This is a genomic window from Spirochaeta isovalerica (genome assembly GCF_014207565.1).
GTDB lineage: Bacteria > Spirochaetota > Spirochaetia > DSM-2461 > DSM-2461 > Spirochaeta_F > Spirochaeta_F isovalerica.
On sequence record NZ_JACHGJ010000013.1, the window covers coordinates 25,068 to 42,346 of the forward strand.

Annotated in this window: 17 protein-coding genes; 6 read left to right on the top strand and 11 right to left on the bottom strand. The window is 47.4% G+C overall.

Annotated features, from left to right (window positions below):
- Positions 1-52: 52 nt before the first annotated feature.
- The 7 genes from HNR50_RS20850 to HNR50_RS20880 are packed head-to-tail and all read right to left on the bottom strand — an operon-like array spanning position 53 to position 7,154.
- Positions 53-1,501 (bottom strand): SLC13 family permease, encoded by a 1,449-nt coding sequence (locus tag HNR50_RS20850; protein WP_184748747.1) that lies wholly within the window; start codon positions 1,499-1,501, stop codon positions 53-55.
- Positions 1,498-2,376 carry a succinate--CoA ligase subunit alpha gene (sucD, locus tag HNR50_RS20855; RefSeq protein ID WP_184748748.1) on the bottom strand — a complete coding sequence of 293 codons (879 nt, stop codon included), beginning with the start codon at positions 2,374-2,376 and terminating at the stop codon, positions 1,498-1,500. The genes HNR50_RS20850 and sucD overlap by 4 nt, the downstream gene beginning before the upstream one ends.
- Positions 2,373-3,497: a succinate--CoA ligase subunit beta gene (locus HNR50_RS20860; protein ID WP_184748749.1), complete on the bottom strand. Its 1,125-nt coding sequence runs from the start codon at positions 3,495-3,497 to the stop codon at positions 2,373-2,375. Before HNR50_RS20860 ends, sucD begins: the two co-directional genes overlap by 4 nt.
- Positions 3,494-4,897, bottom strand: coding sequence for an aldehyde dehydrogenase family protein (locus HNR50_RS20865; protein ID WP_184748750.1), 1,404 nt, complete (start codon positions 4,895-4,897; stop codon positions 3,494-3,496). The genes HNR50_RS20860 and HNR50_RS20865 overlap by 4 nt, the downstream gene beginning before the upstream one ends.
- Positions 4,890-5,378 (bottom strand): RpiB/LacA/LacB family sugar-phosphate isomerase, encoded by a 489-nt coding sequence (locus tag HNR50_RS20870; protein ID WP_184748751.1) that lies wholly within the window; start codon positions 5,376-5,378, stop codon positions 4,890-4,892. Before HNR50_RS20870 ends, HNR50_RS20865 begins: the two co-directional genes overlap by 8 nt.
- 2 nt (positions 5,379-5,380) lie before the next feature.
- Positions 5,381-6,319 (bottom strand): transketolase family protein, encoded by a 939-nt coding sequence (locus tag HNR50_RS20875; protein WP_184748752.1) that lies wholly within the window; start codon positions 6,317-6,319, stop codon positions 5,381-5,383.
- A 16-nt stretch (positions 6,320-6,335) separates the two neighbouring features.
- Positions 6,336-7,154: a transketolase gene (locus HNR50_RS20880; RefSeq protein WP_184748753.1), complete on the bottom strand. Its 819-nt coding sequence runs from the start codon at positions 7,152-7,154 to the stop codon at positions 6,336-6,338.
- Positions 7,155-7,307: 153 nt separating this feature from the next.
- Here HNR50_RS20880 and HNR50_RS20885 point away from each other — a divergent pair, with 153 nt between their 5' ends.
- From HNR50_RS20885 to HNR50_RS20910, 6 genes are all read left to right on the top strand, one after another.
- Entirely contained in the window at positions 7,308-8,486 is a 1,179-nt protein-coding gene (locus HNR50_RS20885; RefSeq protein ID WP_184748754.1) for an ROK family transcriptional regulator, read from the top strand.
- Positions 8,487-8,575: 89 nt separating this feature from the next.
- Complete coding sequence (locus HNR50_RS20890) at positions 8,576-9,838, top strand: ABC transporter substrate-binding protein (protein ID WP_184748755.1); 1,263 nt, start codon at positions 8,576-8,578, stop codon at positions 9,836-9,838.
- A gap of 79 nt (positions 9,839-9,917) precedes the next feature.
- Positions 9,918-10,796, top strand: coding sequence for a carbohydrate ABC transporter permease (locus HNR50_RS20895; RefSeq protein WP_184748756.1), 879 nt, complete (start codon positions 9,918-9,920; stop codon positions 10,794-10,796).
- Positions 10,797-10,805: 9 nt separating this feature from the next.
- Positions 10,806-11,630, top strand: a complete 825-nt coding sequence (locus tag HNR50_RS20900; protein ID WP_184748757.1) for a carbohydrate ABC transporter permease — start codon at positions 10,806-10,808, stop codon at positions 11,628-11,630.
- Positions 11,631-11,637: 7 nt separating this feature from the next.
- Positions 11,638-13,629: an alpha-glucosidase gene (locus HNR50_RS20905; protein ID WP_184748758.1), complete on the top strand. Its 1,992-nt coding sequence runs from the start codon at positions 11,638-11,640 to the stop codon at positions 13,627-13,629.
- A complete protein-coding gene (locus HNR50_RS20910) occupies positions 13,623-14,279 on the top strand; it encodes a DUF4867 family protein (RefSeq protein WP_184748759.1) in 657 nt (218 codons plus the stop codon). The genes HNR50_RS20905 and HNR50_RS20910 overlap by 7 nt, the downstream gene beginning before the upstream one ends.
- Before the next feature lie 38 nt (positions 14,280-14,317).
- Here the strand turns inward: HNR50_RS20910 and HNR50_RS20915 are convergent, their stop codons facing one another.
- The 4 genes from HNR50_RS20915 to HNR50_RS20930 form a co-directional block, all read right to left on the bottom strand.
- Positions 14,318-14,467: a FeoB-associated Cys-rich membrane protein gene (locus tag HNR50_RS20915; protein WP_184748760.1), complete on the bottom strand. Its 150-nt coding sequence runs from the start codon at positions 14,465-14,467 to the stop codon at positions 14,318-14,320.
- 9 nt (positions 14,468-14,476) lie between these two features.
- Positions 14,477-16,477, bottom strand: a complete 2,001-nt coding sequence (gene feoB / locus HNR50_RS20920) for a ferrous iron transporter B (RefSeq protein WP_184748761.1) — start codon at positions 16,475-16,477, stop codon at positions 14,477-14,479.
- Between the two features lie 98 nt (positions 16,478-16,575).
- A complete protein-coding gene (locus HNR50_RS20925; protein WP_221439950.1) occupies positions 16,576-16,836 on the bottom strand; it encodes a FeoA family protein in 261 nt (86 codons plus the stop codon).
- 17 nt (positions 16,837-16,853) lie between these two features.
- Entirely contained in the window at positions 16,854-17,237 is a 384-nt protein-coding gene (locus HNR50_RS20930; protein ID WP_184748762.1) for a metal-dependent transcriptional regulator, read from the bottom strand.
- Positions 17,238-17,279: the final 42 nt, after the last annotated feature.

Here is a 17,279-nt window from a genome sequence, read left to right on the forward strand (position 1 = left end):
AAATGAGATTTCAAAGCCGTCCAATGAAAAAAGTTTTTATCACGTGCACCGGTCAGTAGAGACCTGTAAAAGAACCGACTGTATAAATCACCAGTGAAACTATGATCGTTGTGAACACTGTCATAATTATTCCCGATTTTGCAAAATCGCGAATCGAAAAATACCCCGCTGAATAGGGAATAACATTGGTCGGGCTCGATGTTACCAGAATGAAAGCCAGAGATGCCGTAATGGACGCCGGCAGTGTTATGGAGAGCGCATCAAAGCCCAGATTATCAGCCAGTGCGATCATGATCGGTATGACAATCGTCGCCGTGACGCTGTTGCTCGAAAGCGCCACTTTCAGAATCATTACGATAAGAACTATAGCCCCCACTCTGACAAGAGGAGACAGACTGCCGATACCGCCCAGCAGAACAAAAGAGAGCCAACCGGCCGCTCCTGACTGGTAGAGCATCATGCCGATGGAAATACCCGATACGACCAGAATAATTCCGCTCCAGGACACATCCTCTTCTATTTCCTTCCACTTGAGCGAAGTTACTCCGGGAAAGAAGAAAAGAGTTGCCGTAAAAAGAACCGGCATGGATGTGGGAATGGCTATTCCCAGCAGTCTTCCAAGAAGTCCGGAGGTCAGCCAGAGCACAACAGTTATGAGAAATATAACCAGAGTCAGTTTCTCTTCGCGGCTCATGGGAGGATAATTGTCAAACTCATGGCGCAGTTCCTCCCTTGTTTTTTTCAGGTGCTTTATTTCCGGTTTGAACAAGATCATCAGCAGAATCCACCCTATGGGAAGAAGCAGAAAAACAGCGGGTACGCCGAACATCATCCACTGGGTGAAACTCAGATCGACCCCGGCAATCTCTTTCAGAAAGCCGATGGCTATAGGATTGGGACCGGCCCCCGCCGGAGTTCCGATACCCCCTATAAGAGGGCCCCAGACCGATGCGATCATCAGAGCTTTCCCGAAATTGCTCTTCAGGCGGAGACATCCCTCTTCTTCCAGAATGGCAACTCCCAGAGGGAGCAGCATAGCCGCAACAGCCATATTGGTTATCCACATGGATAAAAGGGCTCCTACAAGCATGAATCCGAAGATAATCATGGCCGTACTGTTTCCCGTTCTGGACAGAAGGTAGACGCTGATCCGTTTTCCGAGTCCCGATTTGGTAATAAAGGCCGAAAGAATGAGTACACCGATAAAAAAGGCGATTATATGGTTCCCGAAGCCCACGCTGACAATGTTTTTAAAGGTGTCAACGCGGAAAACGGCCAGAAGAACAACGCCCAGCATCCCCGTTATGTGAAAGGGTATCGCTTCGGTCATCCAGAGGACCAGGCAGAAGAGAAGCAGCCCCATGGCGATCTGCCCCTCCTGCGTCAGGACTCCTTTCCCGGCATTCCGGATAGAATCGGGAATGGGAAGAACCATCATGACGATCATGACCAGCGAGGCGAAAGAGAAATATGTGATTTTTTTTCCGGTTTCTCTGGTCATAGAAGTTCCTTCAGATAGTCCCCGACGAAACGTGGTCTTTCGGCAACTTTTCCACCAACGCTCTCGATCGCCTTGATTTTGTCGACAACAGAACCTTTGCCTCCGGAAACGATAGCGCCGGCGTGGCCCATTCTCTTTCCTTCGGGAGCTGTCCGTCCACCGAGAAAAGCTACAAGCGGTTTGGTAAAAAGTCCCTGTCTCTTCATTTCAGCACATTCTTCTTCCATGGAGCCCCCGAGCTCGCCGATAATGACAACCGCATCGGTTTCCCCGTCAGCTTCATAGAGGGGAAGCATTTCTGCAAATCGCGTTCCAGGCACGGGATCTCCCCCGATACCGATGAGCGATGAAACGCCGAAACCCGCTTTCACAACCATTGCCGTGACCTCGTTCGTAAGGGATCCGCTTCTGGTCATGACGCCGATTCTGCCCGGTTTGTAGACTCTTTCAATCCAGTAGGGAAAGAAACCCATCATGGCTTTGCCCGGAGAGATGACTCCCGAGGTGTTTCCTCCGATGACCATGGCACCTTCTGAAACGGCGGCTTTTCTGATCTGAACCGCGTCGTGGAGCGGTATGCCGTCGGCAACTGTTACAATTTTTTTTATCCCCGCATCGAGGGCTTCGAATACGGCGTCTTTCGTAAAGCGGGGCGGCACGAAAAGCATGGAGGCTTCGACATCCACCTTGTCCACAGCTCGTCTTACCGAGTGAAAGACTTCGCGCCCTTCAACCTGCTGCCCCTCTTTTCCGGGAGTGACTCCGGCTACCACATTTGTTCCGCAGCCTATCATATGATTGGTCCAGAAACTGCCTTCCTTCCCCGTAATCCCCTGAACAAGAACTTTTGTTGTCTCATCGATGAATATGCTCATGACTTCTCCCCTTTCGCGATAGCAACGGCCTTGCGCACCGCCTCTTCCGTATCATAGAGAGGTACAAGTCCCGCGTCTTTGAGGATCCGGCTCGCTTCTTCTTCATTGGTTCCCCGGATACAGGTGACAATCGGCCTGTCCGGTTTCAGCCTGCTAATGGCATCGACGATCCCTTCGGCCATGACATCGGCCCGGGCAATCGTTCCGAAAGTAACCACAAGAATGACTTTTGAATCATTTTTCAGGCACAGTTCCATGGCTCTTACAGCCTTCTTGTAGTTGGGCCCACCGAATTCCAGATAATTGGCCACTGTGCCGCCTTCGTAGTTGATCAGGTCGTATACTGTGGTCGTCAACCCCGCTCCGGCGCACATGAGGCTGATATCGCCATCGAACTGGAGATAGGGAATGCCTTCCAGCGATGCTTCGTATTCCGCATCGGAATCATAATAATCCCGGGTTTTCTCATATGAAGGCTGTCGGAAATCCGAATTATCATCGATAGACAGTTTGCCGTCTCCGGCTATGATTTTTCCCTCTCCTGTAATAAACAGGGGATTGATTTCTATCAGCTCCGCATCGCTCGAAACAAAAGCTTTATAAAGATTGGCGAGAACCGCTGAGAATTTCTTCAGCAGATCGCCTTCCAGTCCCAGGGAAAATCCAATGTTTTTGATCTGAAAAGGCATCAGCCCCCTGTCGGGGTCGACATATTCGCGAATGATCTTTTCCGGGCTTTCAACGGCAAGAGTTTCTATCTCCACTCCCCCGTCCGCACAGGCGATTATCATATGTTTCGCCTCCACAGGGTCCACGGTTATGGAAAGGTACAATTCGGATTTGATATCGACAGCCTGTTCCACGAGAATCTTTCCGACACCGTATTCTGAATCGAAAAGCTCGCCGCATTCTTTTACAGCCTGAGCTTCATCTTTCACAAGGCGGATTAGGCCTTTTTTACCGCGTCCTCCCATCAGAAGCTGGGATTTGAGAACAAGGGGATATCCGGTTTCCGCACCGGCCGGTCCCAGCTCACCGGGACTTTGGATCAGAACACTTCCCGGCGTTTCGATCCCGAATTTTCTGAATGTCTCTTTGGCCTGATACTCGAATAATTTCATTCGTATCTCCTGAAGAAGTCGCCCCAGATCTCATCATCAGTCGGTTTGACCGGAGCAAACCACTCTGACACATAAGTCACATTGAGAAAATGTTTATAAGTGATGTTTTCCGTCGTGATATTGCCGCCCCAGGTTCCGCAGCCCAGAGTTGTGGTCGAAGCCATGCCGTTGAAAAAATTACCGCCGTTTGCCGGAGCCTGCGGCTGGTTGATCATAATCCGGCTGGTCCGCATTTGAAGAGACATCCGCTCCATATAGTCGTTATTCTTTGTATGAATACCGCAGGAGTGCCCTGTTCCGCAGTTATCTGTCAACCTGATGAGAATTTCCATAGCCCGATCGAAGCCCCTATACTTGAAAATAGTAAGAACAGGAGATAGTTTTTCCAGACTGAAAAAATCATCCTCGATAGCGTCGACTCCCTCTACGAGAAGTATCCTCGTCCCTGCGGGGACCTTCAATCCCGCACCCGCGGCAATATCTTCTGCAGATTTGGCGATTATGGCAGGGTTAATGGAGCGATGCCCTGTTTTGCCGGGAATCCACATCCATTCCTCCAGAGTTTTTCTCTCTTCACCTCTGCAGACATAGGTTCCCGCTTCCTCCAGTTCCTTCAGGACATTTTCGTAAATGGAATCCTCGACAATGATGGAGTTTTCCGAAGAACAGGATGTGGCGTTATCAAAACATTTGCTGAGCACAACCTTGGCTACAGCATCTTTCCAGTCCGCATCTTCCGCGATAATCTGCACTGAATTTCCCGGTCCGACCCCATAGGCGGGCGTCCCGCTCGAATAGGCAGCTTTCACCATGGCGCTGCCGCCTGTGGCCAGAACCAGATCGACCTGTTTCATCAGTTCGCCGGTGGCTTCTATTGAGGGCTCTTTCACAATCTGGATAAGATCTTCCGGAGCGCCGACCTTTTTCAGTCCCCTGCGCATAAACTCGACGGCTTTGGCCGATGCTTTTTTTGAACGGGGATGGGGCGCGAAAATGACAGCATTACCCCCTTTGAGAATCGAAACCCCATTACTGGCAGGAGTTGCCGTGGGGTTTGTCACCGGTGTCAAAGCTCCGACCACACCGACAGGTTTGGCGTATTTTTTTATTTTCTTTTCAGGAATTTCTTCAATGCAGCCCGTGGACTTTACGCCTTTTACATCGTTGATGACTCCCAGCACTTTTCCTTTGTGCTTTGCGATTTTATCCGGAACATTTCCCATTCCCGTCTCTTCGACAGCCATTTCCGCCAGGATTTTGATATTCTCATCATTATAGACTTCCCAGGCGACAGCGAAACAGATGTCATCAAGCTGTTGCTGCGAGTAGCCGGCTGCGATTTTCTGAGCCGCGCGGGCTTTTTCAACAAGTGAAGATATCATCTGCGCTGTTTCAGCCATAGATCTCATCCTCCAGTTTCTGGACCTCTTTAAAAGCATTTGTCAGGAAATCTTTTTTAAACTCCATCTTCTGGGTGAAAGCCATTGATAACCAGGCGTCTACTATCTGCGTTCCCAGGAAAGGTGCTGTAATCCAACCGCCCATTGTGATGATGTTGGCATTGTTTATGATCTTGCTCCGCTCTGCAGCAAATACGCTGTCTACGACCGATGCATAAACTCCTTTGAATTTATTGGAAACAATTGCCATTCCCTGTCCCGTTCCGCAAATAAGGATTCCCTTTTCCGCTTCACCGCTCTGTACGCATTTGGCAACCTTGGGCGCCTGTTCGAAATAGGGTCTGGGCTTGTCTTCCGACTCGATTCCGAAATCGATCACCTCGATCGTATCGGCATAGTTTTCTTTCAAGTGTTCGACAACAGCTTTTTTCAAAGGAAATCCCGAAAGATCCGATGCGATCGCCAGTTTTATTTTATCCATCCCTATTTCCTCCCCATTAGCTCTTTGGCTTTTTTCACTATATTTTCTTTTGTAAATCCGTAAGCTTCTTTCAGGTACTCCAGAGTCCCGACCTGACCGAACTGATCTTCAACCGCGACGGCGGCAACCGGAACGGGAAATTCTTCTCCCAGACATTCGCTAACGGCGCTGAAGAGTCCTCCCGCTTTCTGGTGGTTTTCACAAACGAGGATAGCTCCGGTCTTTTCCGCACTTTCTACAACAAGTTTTCTGTCCAGCGGCTTGACGGTGTGCATATCGATAACCCGGGCCTTTATGCCCTCTTCAATGAGGAGGTCAGCTGCGGCGAGAGTCTCAGGAACCATAACATAGCCGCTGGCAATGATAGTCAGGTCATCACCCTCTTTTAAAACATTCCCTTTTCCGAGAATGACTTCATCGGTATCGCTGTAAAGTGTGTATTTCCCTTTTCTCTGAAGGCGCATATAAGTGCTTCCCTTATGTTCCGTCGCCTGTTTGATCAGGGATTTGAGGGATACGCTGTCACAGGGCTCGAAAATCACAAGCCCGGGGATACACCGCATTAGTCCGGTATCCTCGAAAGGCATATGGGTTCCCCCGTTAAAAGCGGCGGTAACGCCGGGATCCGTACCGACCAGCTTCACATTCTGTTGCGCATAATTGGCCGAGATAAAAAACTGGTCGTAGGTTCTTCTGGCGGCGAAACAACCGAATGTGGCGGCCCAGGGGATTTTCCCACCTGCTGAAAGTCCTGAAGCGACTCCGACCATATTGGCTTCGGCGACACCGACATTGAAGGCTCTTTCGGGGAATTTATCTTTGAATGATCCGGTTCCCGTGGCCCGCATAAGGTCTGCTTCAAGAACGCAGATCCTCTCATCCGTTCCGGCCATTTCAATAAGCGTCTCAGTGTATACTTCTCTCATATCTTTATCAGACATCGTTATTTCCTCTCCCTCAGTCCAGCGCTTCTATGGCTTCTTTAGCCTGCTCATACGTAAAGGCCATGTTGTGATTCGTGATGACTCCTTCCGCAAAGGAACAGCCTTTCCCTTTTATGGTGTCCATTATGATCATGGTCGGCTTATCCACCGACTGACGGGCTTTGTCTATAGCTCTATCCAGTTCCGCGAAACTATGTCCGTTGACTCTGTCGGTATTCCACCCGAAGGCTTTCCATTTGGCTTCCGGATCATCGATGGACATGATATCGCTGGTGTATCCATCTATCTGCATCTTGTTGTAATCCGTAAATGCGATAAGCTTGTTGAGTTTGAACTGGGACGCCGTCATAGCCGCTTCCCAGTTCTGCCCCTCCTGGGATTCCCCGTCACCGATTATGGCAAAGACATTGCGTTCAGACTTGTCGAGCTTCATAGCCAGCGTCAGGCCGATGGCCGACGAAAGCCCCTGCCCGAGAGAACCGGTCGTCATATCAATTCCCGGCGTTCTGTTCATATCGCAGTGACTGGGAAGGTTTGTGCCGCCCTGATTGAGTGTGTGAAGCCATTCCTCGGGAAAAAAACCTTTCTGCGCCAGCGTGCTGTACAGGGCGGGACCGGCGTGTCCTTTGGAAAGAACGAGTTTGTCGCGGTCTGCCATTTTCGGATTGTCAGGATCAATATGCATTTTCCTGTAATAAAGAATGGTCAGCAAATCGGTGATGGACATAGCGCCTCCGATGTGTCCGACACCGAGAAAACCGATAGAATCTATGGTCTTTTTTCTGATATCTTTTGCCAGATCTTCGAGATCTTTGTAATTGTTTTCAGACATTTCAACTCCTGATTTAGTTACTTACTGTAAATAAATAATTAAATACAAATTATCACCCTCCTGTGATTCTGTAAAGCGAAATTGATTTTGATTCTTGCAAAAAATGAAAAAAGGCTGTTAAATGAAATATAACTTACTTACAGGAAGAAATAAATGGCCAAATCTGACCTTCCTCTCCGCGGAAACGACATTAGAATAATAAATGAAAAGCTGATTCTGGGATTAATACAGAGGCACGGAAATCTGTCTCAGTCGGAAGCGGTGAATCTCACGGGCCTGAAACCGCCTACTATTTTACGCATATTTGCCAATCTTGAAAATGACAAACTCATCACTATTAATAAAAAAACAGATATATTGACTGAAAAAAAAGGCCGGAAACCTGTTTACTATAAAATTAATGCTAAAGCGGCCTATGCCATAGGCGTAGACTTCTGTTCCACTTCCATTTCCGTCGTCATAGTCGATTTCAACCGGAAACCTGTCTACAGTAAGTTTATAGACATCAATGAAGACCATACGGGAGACTCCATATTCGAGCTGATCTGTCAGATGATCCAGAGGGGAATCGATTCAAAATCCATACCGAAATCCCGGATCCTGGGTATAGGGATAGGGGCTCCGGGAAAAGTGGATATATCCTCGGGATCAGTGATTTTTTATGACAGGATCGAAGGGCTGTCCGACTACCCTCTTCGCCGGAAAATGGCAGAGCGCTTCGATACTGAGATCTTCGTAAACAATAACTGTTCGGTTATAGCCATGAATGAATACCAGTACGGCACAGTTTCCGAGTCCCAATCTCTCGTAACGCTTCTGATCCGAAGCGGCGTGGGCGGAGCCTTTATAAATGAGGGACAGGTTCTGACTACAAAAGGTTCGACAACTATGGAAATCGGTCACACATCCATTGATTATAATGGCAGACAATGTGAATGCGGTGAAAAAGGCTGCCTTCAGTCCTACCTGGCAGAACCGGCTATTATTAAAGACATACAGGCAGTAGCACCCTTAAAGAATTTCCTGGAGATTGACAATCTCATCAAAGAAGATGCCGAGGGAGTGGATAACTTTATACGGGAAAAAGCCTTTCAGATGACCAAAGGATTAAAAATGCTCAGCCGCGTTTTTTCACCGGACACCTTCCTTATTATATCGCGCTCTCCTCTCTATGCTGAAAAACTGGCCTTTTACACGAACGAACTGATGCAGAATGATCCCTGCCGATTCGATAATATTGAAGGCCTGTCAATTGAACACTGCGCCTACAACCCCGTTCACGCCGGACAGGGTGCTGCGGACCTCGTCTTTTCCGACTATTTTACACACTGATCGCAATTGATTTATAAAGATTTTATTTGACAGGTATTTATCAGTCGTGATTTACTTACTTATCGTAAGTAATTAAAAAGGAGAATGAAATGAGAAAAATTACTTTTCTGGTTCTATCACTGACTCTTCTTGCTGCAGGAACTCTGTTTGCAAACGGTCAGCAGGATAAAGAAAAAGAAATCGTGCTGAAATGGCCCTCGATCTGGGTTGGAGAGGACTCAAAAGCAGGTGCAGTCGCAGAGCTGGTTGATCAGTTCAATGCCGACAATGCCGGAAAGATCAGAGTCGAAGTTGAGGCTCAGCCTGACTACGACGGATATGAGCAGAAAATCAGAACTTCCATAGCCGCCGGAATCGTTCCCGATATTTTTACAATGAAACTTAATCCCACAACTAAAGCTTATTACGAATCTCCCCTTCTGATGGATTTCTCGAAAGAGCTCAATGGGGGATGGGGAAAAGATTTCAATGCCGGAACAGTTGCCCAGGCAACAGTTGACGGAATGGTAAAATCACTCCCTTACGAAGTTGCCATTACACCTGTATGGTACAACATGGATCTTTTCAAAAAAGCCGGTGTTTCAAAATATCCCCAGACCTATGCGGAATTCCTCGATGCGGCAGCCAAACTTAAAGCAGCCGGATTTATTCCCACATCGCAGATGACCGGCGGATCAAACGCCTGGACATCCATGCTATGGTATTCCCATTTCCTCGCTTCTTTCGGCGGGCCCGATGTATATGCCAATCCTTTCGGAACAGATGCCTATGTTAAAGCGGCCGAAGTTCTCCTGGCCATGTACAGCGACGGCAATACATCCATTGATGCAATCGGTGGAGATGCCGGTGTTTCCGGCGGCCACTACCTGGCAGGCGAATCAGCCATGTTCATAAACGGCCCCTGGTATATCGGACGTGTAAAATCCGAAGCACCCGCTGTTTACAGCGCGACTGAAGTCGGTCCCGCTCCTGCTGCAGGAAACAATAAAGGCGCCATGGTAGGTTTCCTTCAGACGAACTTCGCAGCAGCCGCCAACGCTGACGATCCCGAAAAAGCCGCAGCCGCTGTCAAATTCATAAAATGGATGACAAAATCGGAAAACGTGGCAAAGATTTCAGCTGCTTCCGGAGCTATGTTCGCCGTTAAATACGATTCATCTTCCATCACGGATGAACTGATGGGTAAATTCATCAACGCTTCAAATGATGCATCATTCACCATCCCCCATCTGGAAGGTGTTGTAACTTCCGATGTTATCACCGAATTCGGTCAGGCTCTCGGCAAAATGGCCCTCGGCGAAGCGACTCCCGAAGAGTTCGTTGAAATGTTGAAAAAAGTTCAGGACCAGTAATCTCATCGTAGTATAATTACATTAACGGGACAGAAAATATTCTGTCCCGCTTTATCTCTCTTTCAAGGAAATCACCGTAATGAAAAAAAATAAAAATATCAAAATGATATTGCTTTTCCTTGTTCCCGTTGCCTTTCTCTACATAAGTTTTTTTATTTATCCTCTGGCATTCGTACTGGGAACAAGTCTGACTGAGTGGAATGGCATATCGGCCATGAAGTTTATTGGTCTTGGCAATTATAAAAAGCTTTTAACCGATGGAACATTCCTCCTATCTATAAAAAACAATATAATTTGGGCTTTATCAGGTGGTTTCATTCAGATACCGCTGGCGACGATGGTGGCGTTAATACTTGCAAGGAAACCCAGAGGATGGAAGACGCTGAGAACCATTTACTTCCTTCCAAATATTATTTCCGCCGTTGCAATCGCTATGATGTGGAAAGCCATTTACAACCCCATGTACGGTTTTCTCAATGCCTTTTTAAATCTTTTCGGCATCGAAGGCCATAACTGGCTGGGAGAAACAGCCACAGCTTTGCCGGCGGTTATAGCCCAGACCGTTCTTTATATCGGCTATTTCATGGTTATCATATTTGCGGCTACGACAACCATCCCCAAATCCTTTTACGAAGCCGCAGAGATCGACGGCTGCACAACTCTTCAGCAGGAATGGTATATAACCCTGCCAATGATCAGAGGGATACTTGTCACAACCATAACCCTGGCCATGGCTTATGGAATGAGACATTTCGAAGCGACATTCCTCATGACCAGCGGGGGACCTGCCCATTCGACTTCGGTTATGGGTCTGGTTCTCTACAACAAAATGGACGCATTCCGGTTAGGAGAAGCCAATGCGACAGGAACCATTCTGATTCTTCTGGGAACTGTGGTCATTGTTCTCATTCGAAAACTTCTTTCCCGGGGAGATGCCGGATCCGATTCGGTACAGTAGGAGATTGTCATGAAAGCATTGTTAAACACCCTGAAATGGATAATTCTTATATTTTTTCTCTTTGTGGCCCTCTATCCCCTGATCTGGCTTCTACTGGCTTCATTTAAAACCAACAACCTGGAACTCCAGCAGAATCCTTTCGGTTTTCCCGAGAAGTGGATGTTCGTCAACTATTACACGGCTATTGTAAAGGCGAAACTGCCCGCTCTTTTTATCCACTCCATCATTGTGGCTTTCAGCGCCGTATTCGTCAATCTGCTCGTGGCATCCATGACATCCTTTGTCATTTCCCGAGAAGAGTTCAAAGGGAAAAATGTTTTACTGACTGTTCTGGCAGCAGGGATACTCCTTCCGATTATTTCCTTTATGGTTCCCTACTTCACCATTATTCAGAAGATGCGCCTCTATGACTCTCTTCTGGCACTTATACTGGTTTACAGCGCTATAAACATACCCATTTCCGTTTTTCTTCTGACTTCTTTCATGGATTCCATCCCCAGGGAACTGGAAGAAGCCGCGACCATCGACGGCGCCAGTTTCGTTCAGAGATTCACAAAAATCATCGTGCCTCTCTCTCAGACAGGACTGGCAACGGCCGGTACATTCTGCTTTATCTATTCGTGGAATGAGTTTATCATGGCTCTTCTGCTCACTTCTTCAGAATCATCGAGAACTCTTCAGCTGGGTATCCGATTCTTTACCAGCCAGTTCGTAACCAACTATACGGCTATGTACGCAGCAATTGTCATAACAATTGTTCCGAGTATTATCGTCTATTTTATTTTCCATAACAAAATCATCTCCGGTCTGACTGCCGGAGCCGTGAAAGGTTGATAAAAAAATGAAACTGATCTCCAATAAAAAAGGTTTTACCCTTTCTCATAAAAACAGAATTCTTCTATCACATACGGAAGATTCGCCAGCTGTTTTCGCCGGAACCGGAGAGGGACACTACAAATTCAATTACGGACTTTTTAAAATCCGCGACAGAAACCTTCAGTTGAAAAGCTGCAGGGACTACAGCATCGGCGAGTCCTCGGGAGACATGGTCAGAATAACTTTTGAATGCGGTTTTATCCTTACATTCAGGGAGATTCAGGACCGGATTCATATGGAAACTGAACAGACCAACAAAGAACTGAACCGTTTCAAACTGATTCTCAAAGCTTCTGAAAAAGAACATATCTACGGATGCGGAGAACAGTATTCCAAGCTCGATCTGAGAGGTCAGAAACTGCCGATCTGGGTGCAGGAGCCGGGACTGGGACGGGGAAAAGACCTGATAACCCTTATTGCTGAATTAAAGCAGGGTTACGGAGGAAATGCCTTTACGACATATTTCTCCCAGCCTACTTTTATCTCCTCGGACAACTGGTATTTTCACTCGGAAGGAACAGCCTACTGCGAATTTGATTTCAGAAAGAAAAATGAACACAGCCTTCTCTTCTGGCAGCTTCCTGAAAAGCTCGTCATAGGGGTTGAGAAAAATGCGGTTCAAGCTCTTTCCTCACTTTCCGCTTACCTCGGACGGCAGAGAAAACCTCCCGAATGGGTGTATGACGGTATGTGGATCGGTATGCAGGGTGGCCGGGATGTCACGTCATCGAAGCTTCAGGACGCACTGGATGCGGGTGTAAAAACCGCTGCGATCTGGTGCCAGGACTGGGAAGGCATCCGCATAACCTCCTTCGGGAAACAACTCTTCTGGGACTGGAAACCGAATGAGGAATTATACCCGGATTTCAAAGGGTATATGAAGGAGCTCAACAGTAAGGGGATCCGGTATCTCGGTTATATTAATCCCTTTCTGGCTCTTGAAGGACCTCTATACGCTGAGGCCAGGGAAAAAAATTATTGTGTCAAAAATGATAAGGGTGAAGATTACTATGTCTACATAACCACCTTTCCCGCAGCCATGGTCGACCTGACAAATCCCGCAGCCGTGAAATGGATCAAAGAAGTGATCAAGAAAGATATGATCGGTAAAGGGCTTTCTGGATGGATGGCGGATTTCGGAGAATACGTGCCGGCCGATGCGGTTCTCCATTCCGGTGTCGATCCCCAGCTCTATCACAATCAGTATGCTGCCGACTGGGCGCGGATCAATTATGAAGCGGTTGAGGAAGCGGGAAAAGAGAACGAGATAACCTACTTCATGCGGGCCGGATATACGGGGTCTTCGCGCTATTCAGCCATGAACTGGAACGGTGACCAGCTTGTAAACTGGAGTCGGGATCAGGGTTTTGCCACTGTGATTCCCGGAACTATTTCCATGGGATTTTCCGGAATCGGCTACACCCATTCCGATCTCGGCGGATATACCACGCTTCTCTGGCTGAAGAGGAGCAAGGAGCTTTTCATGCGCTGGGCCGAACTGTCCGCTTTTACCCAGACCATGAGAACCCATGAAGGAAACCGTCCCGATTCCAACTGGCAATTCAACAGCGACGGGGAAACTCTCTCCCACCTGGCGCGAATGACAGATATTTATGTAAAACTGAAACCATATCACCTGACTCTCTCCGACGAGTATCAGAAAAGCGGAATTCCTCCGGTCCGCCATCCATACATTCACTATGAGAAGGACAAAGTCGTTCACAAATTGAAATATCAGTATATGTACGGACGGGATCTTATGGTAGCACCTGTTATCAGCAAGGGAAAAGAGAAGTGGAAAGTCTATCTCCCGACCGATAAATGGGTCCATCTGTGGAGCGGAAAAGATTTCAGAGGCGGATGGTCGACTGTAGAGTGCCCGATCGGTCAGCCTCCGGTTTTCTATAGAAAAAGCTCTGAATACTCATCGCTTTTCCAGGACGTCGGACAATGCTGAGAGAGCTTAACGAAGCAAACAGACCTTTGACTATTCTGCCCCACGATTCGCAGGCTTTGGATCGTTATGGCAGAATTATTAATGGCATAGACTGCAGCGATATGATTGATCCTTCCACAGAATCGGCTCTACCCGAGAATCCCGCTTATATAAGGGACCTGGAAGAATTGCGAAAGCTGAACTCTTTCGATGAGATAAGCCGCGAAGTCTACGGGGGCAGAATGGCTCTTCAAGCCGGAATCTGCTTTGGCTACAACGACAGGATGAACGGCATGGAGTATCACGAAGGAAGCGAAGTCATCGTAGCCATAACAGACTGCGTTCTTATTCTGGGACGTTGCGAGGATATCCATAACGACAGTTGGGATTCCTCATTGGCCGAATGCTTCTATCTTCCGGAAGGTACGGTGATGGAGCTGTACAGCAACACTCTTCACCTCGCCCCCTGCCGGACGACGGATTCTCCGTTCTGCACAGTCATCATACTTCCCGAAGGCACCAACAGACCTCTGGAAAAAAGTGAAAAACCAGGGGAAACCACCTATTTTATGGAAAATAAGTGGCTTATCTGCCACAGGGAATCCCCGGCGGTTCAGCGAGGAGCCCATGTGGGAATAGAGGGAGAAAACATCCGGATCAAAACTGTATAATGACAGAAGGGAGCCTGATTTAAACAGGCTCCCTTTTTTTAATGACAGCCGCAGGCGGGACCTTTACCGGAGGCTTTGCTATAGGGACAGCCCACGCATTTAACCCCTTTACGTTTCTCCCTTACTATTGTCAGAACAGATAAAGAGAGAATCGATATAATAATTAAAGAAACTATTAAATTTGCCATATGCACCTCCTAAAAACTCATTTTCAGCTGAGGAACTGTTTCTTTATCATCACGCTTCATAAGATAGGCGAAATAACCGCTGATAAGCAGAACAAATGCCAATCCCGGAAGGAACCCGGTGCCGACAGCTCCGGTTGTTATAAGGGTTCCGATCTGATATGTCAGGAAAGAAAGGGAATAACCCATGGAAAACTGAAAACCGATTCCCGCCCATAGCCACTTGCGGCTGTTCATTTCCGAATTCATCGCACCGATAGCGGCAAAACAGGGAGGCGTAAATAGATTGAACACCAGATAGGATAAGGCCGCGACAGAGCCGATACCCATTATGGAGGCCACATCCGCCCCGCCGGAAACAAGGGCCAGTTCTTCCGTGTCGATAAAGTTTGTAATGCTGTACACAACCGCCAGCGTTCCCACGACGTTTTCTTTAGCGATAAAGCCTGTTATGGCTGCAGCGGCCAGCTGCCAGACACCGAATCCCAGAGGAATCAGAAGAAAAGCGAAGGGATTGGCCAGGCCTGCAAGAATGCTTGTGCTCTCGTCTCCCTCAGCCACCATTTGAAATTTCCAGTTAAAAGACTGCATGATCTGAATAACCGCATTGCAGAGAAGTATGATTGTCCCCGCTTTGACAATAAATGCTTTCCCTCGCGCCAGCATGGAGGATGTCGCCCTTTTAATACTGGGAATCCTGTATTCAGGAAGCTCCATAATAAAGTAGGAACGTGCGTTTGTATCTCCTGTTATCCGGACGACAATTAAAGCCCCGGCTATAATAATCCCGATTCCTGTGAAGTACATGGCCGTACCGACCCATGCGGCATCTTTGAAAAAGACTCCGGCAAAAAGGGCGATGACAGGTAATTTGGCTCCACAGGGCATGAAAGGGGTAAGCATGGCAGTGGTTCGACGCTGTCTTTCATTTTTAATGGTCCGGGTTGCCATGATTCCGGGGATGGCGCATCCCGTGCTGATGATCATGGGAATGATCGACTTACCGGACAATCCGACTTTTTTAAAGAAGCGATCCATTATCAAAGCGACCCGGGCCATATAGCCGACATCTTCCAGAATGGCGAGCAGCCAGAAGAGAACCATGATCAACGGCAGAAATCCGACGACGGCTCCGACGCCTCCGATAATGCCGTCCAGCAGAAGAGACTGCAGTATGGGAGACACTTTTCCATCGATCAGACCTTCGACGAACACATACAGCCCATCGATCCAACCCACGAGAAGATCTGCCAGAAATGGTCCCGCATAGGTTTGCGATATGGCAAAAACAGTCCACATGACCATGGCGAAAACAGGTATTCCCAGCCACTTGTTGGCGAGAAACCTGTCCACTTTATCCTGCAGGGCATATTTATCTGAGCCCTTTTTTCTCATTTCCACTTTATAGACCAGATCATTGACAAAAGAGAATCTGTCCCTGTCCGCATCATCGACAGAAGAAGGATCGAATAAGTTCACCTTAGGACTCCGGAAGGGGGAAATCTGCTGACTCCCTACCCGGCCCGCCGATTCGCTAATCAGTTCAACAAGACCGTTATTCCGTCTCTTCGTCGATACAGTATTGACAACGGGACAGCCCAGCAGAACCGAAAGCTTTTCCGAATCGATGGTGAGATTTCTTTTCAGCAGAAGATCGCTTTTATTCAGAGCCACGACAAGGGGAATGCCGAGTTCAAGGAGCTGCGTCGTAAAGAAAAGACTTCTGTTCAAGTTCGAGGCATCAACTACATTGATTATGACATCGGGTTTCTCATTTTTGACAAAACCGCTTGTTATGCTCTCTTCCGATGTAAAGGGAGATATGGAATAAGCTCCGGGAAGATCCACAACCGACATGGAGACTCCCGTCTTGTTCAGAGCTTTTTTGACAGCACCTTCCTTTTTCGCAACGGTGACTCCTGCCCAGTTTCCCACATGTTCGATCCGGCCTGTTATAGCGTTAAACAATGTCGTCTTTCCGCTATTCGGATTTCCAGCAAGTGCAATTTTCATTTTTCCTCCATATATATAAAACCGTAAAAAACGATATTCAATTGTTAGCCATGGGCAACTTTAATACAAAAAAAATAAATGAGAACTTCATCCCCATTTTATATGATTATAACTTCGGCTAGATCCGAACCGATACTGTATCTGGCATTTTTAACGGAAATGACAAGATTCCCCGCCAACCTGGAAATGATCTTCACTTTTTCACCCTCATAACACCCCAGGGAAAAGAGAAAATTCTTCAATTCCGGATCATCAGTTTTGATATCCGATATGATGTACTCGGTATTAACACTTCCTTCAGATAGATTCTTTATCATAATATTCCCATCAAGCATAATATCCGCATAAGCTTCACTCATATTTCATCTCCTAACCCTTATCTGAACAGAATATCCTGTGATTCCAGATATGTTTTTGCCGCTTTGATAAAACTATCGGTAACGATATGCTCCATCCTGCAGGCATTCTCCTCCGCCTCGGACTCTTCCAGATTCAGACTGTGCATGAGATATCGTTTTATCAGTTCATGCTTTTTGTAAATGGAAGAAGAAAGCTCCATCCCTCTCTCCGTAAGAGTAATGGTTCCATAGGATTCTTTGTATATGAAGCCCCGCGTTTGAAGTTTCTTCATTGCTTTTGTTACGCTTGCCTTAGAGACTCCCAACTCTCTGGCTATTTCCACGCCATGAGCGTGCCCATGACTTTTCTCAAGCAACAGGATTGTCTCCAGATACATTTCCAGCGATTCGGAACTTACCAATGTTTACCGCCTCAGATTGTTAACCTAAGGAAACTTTAACTC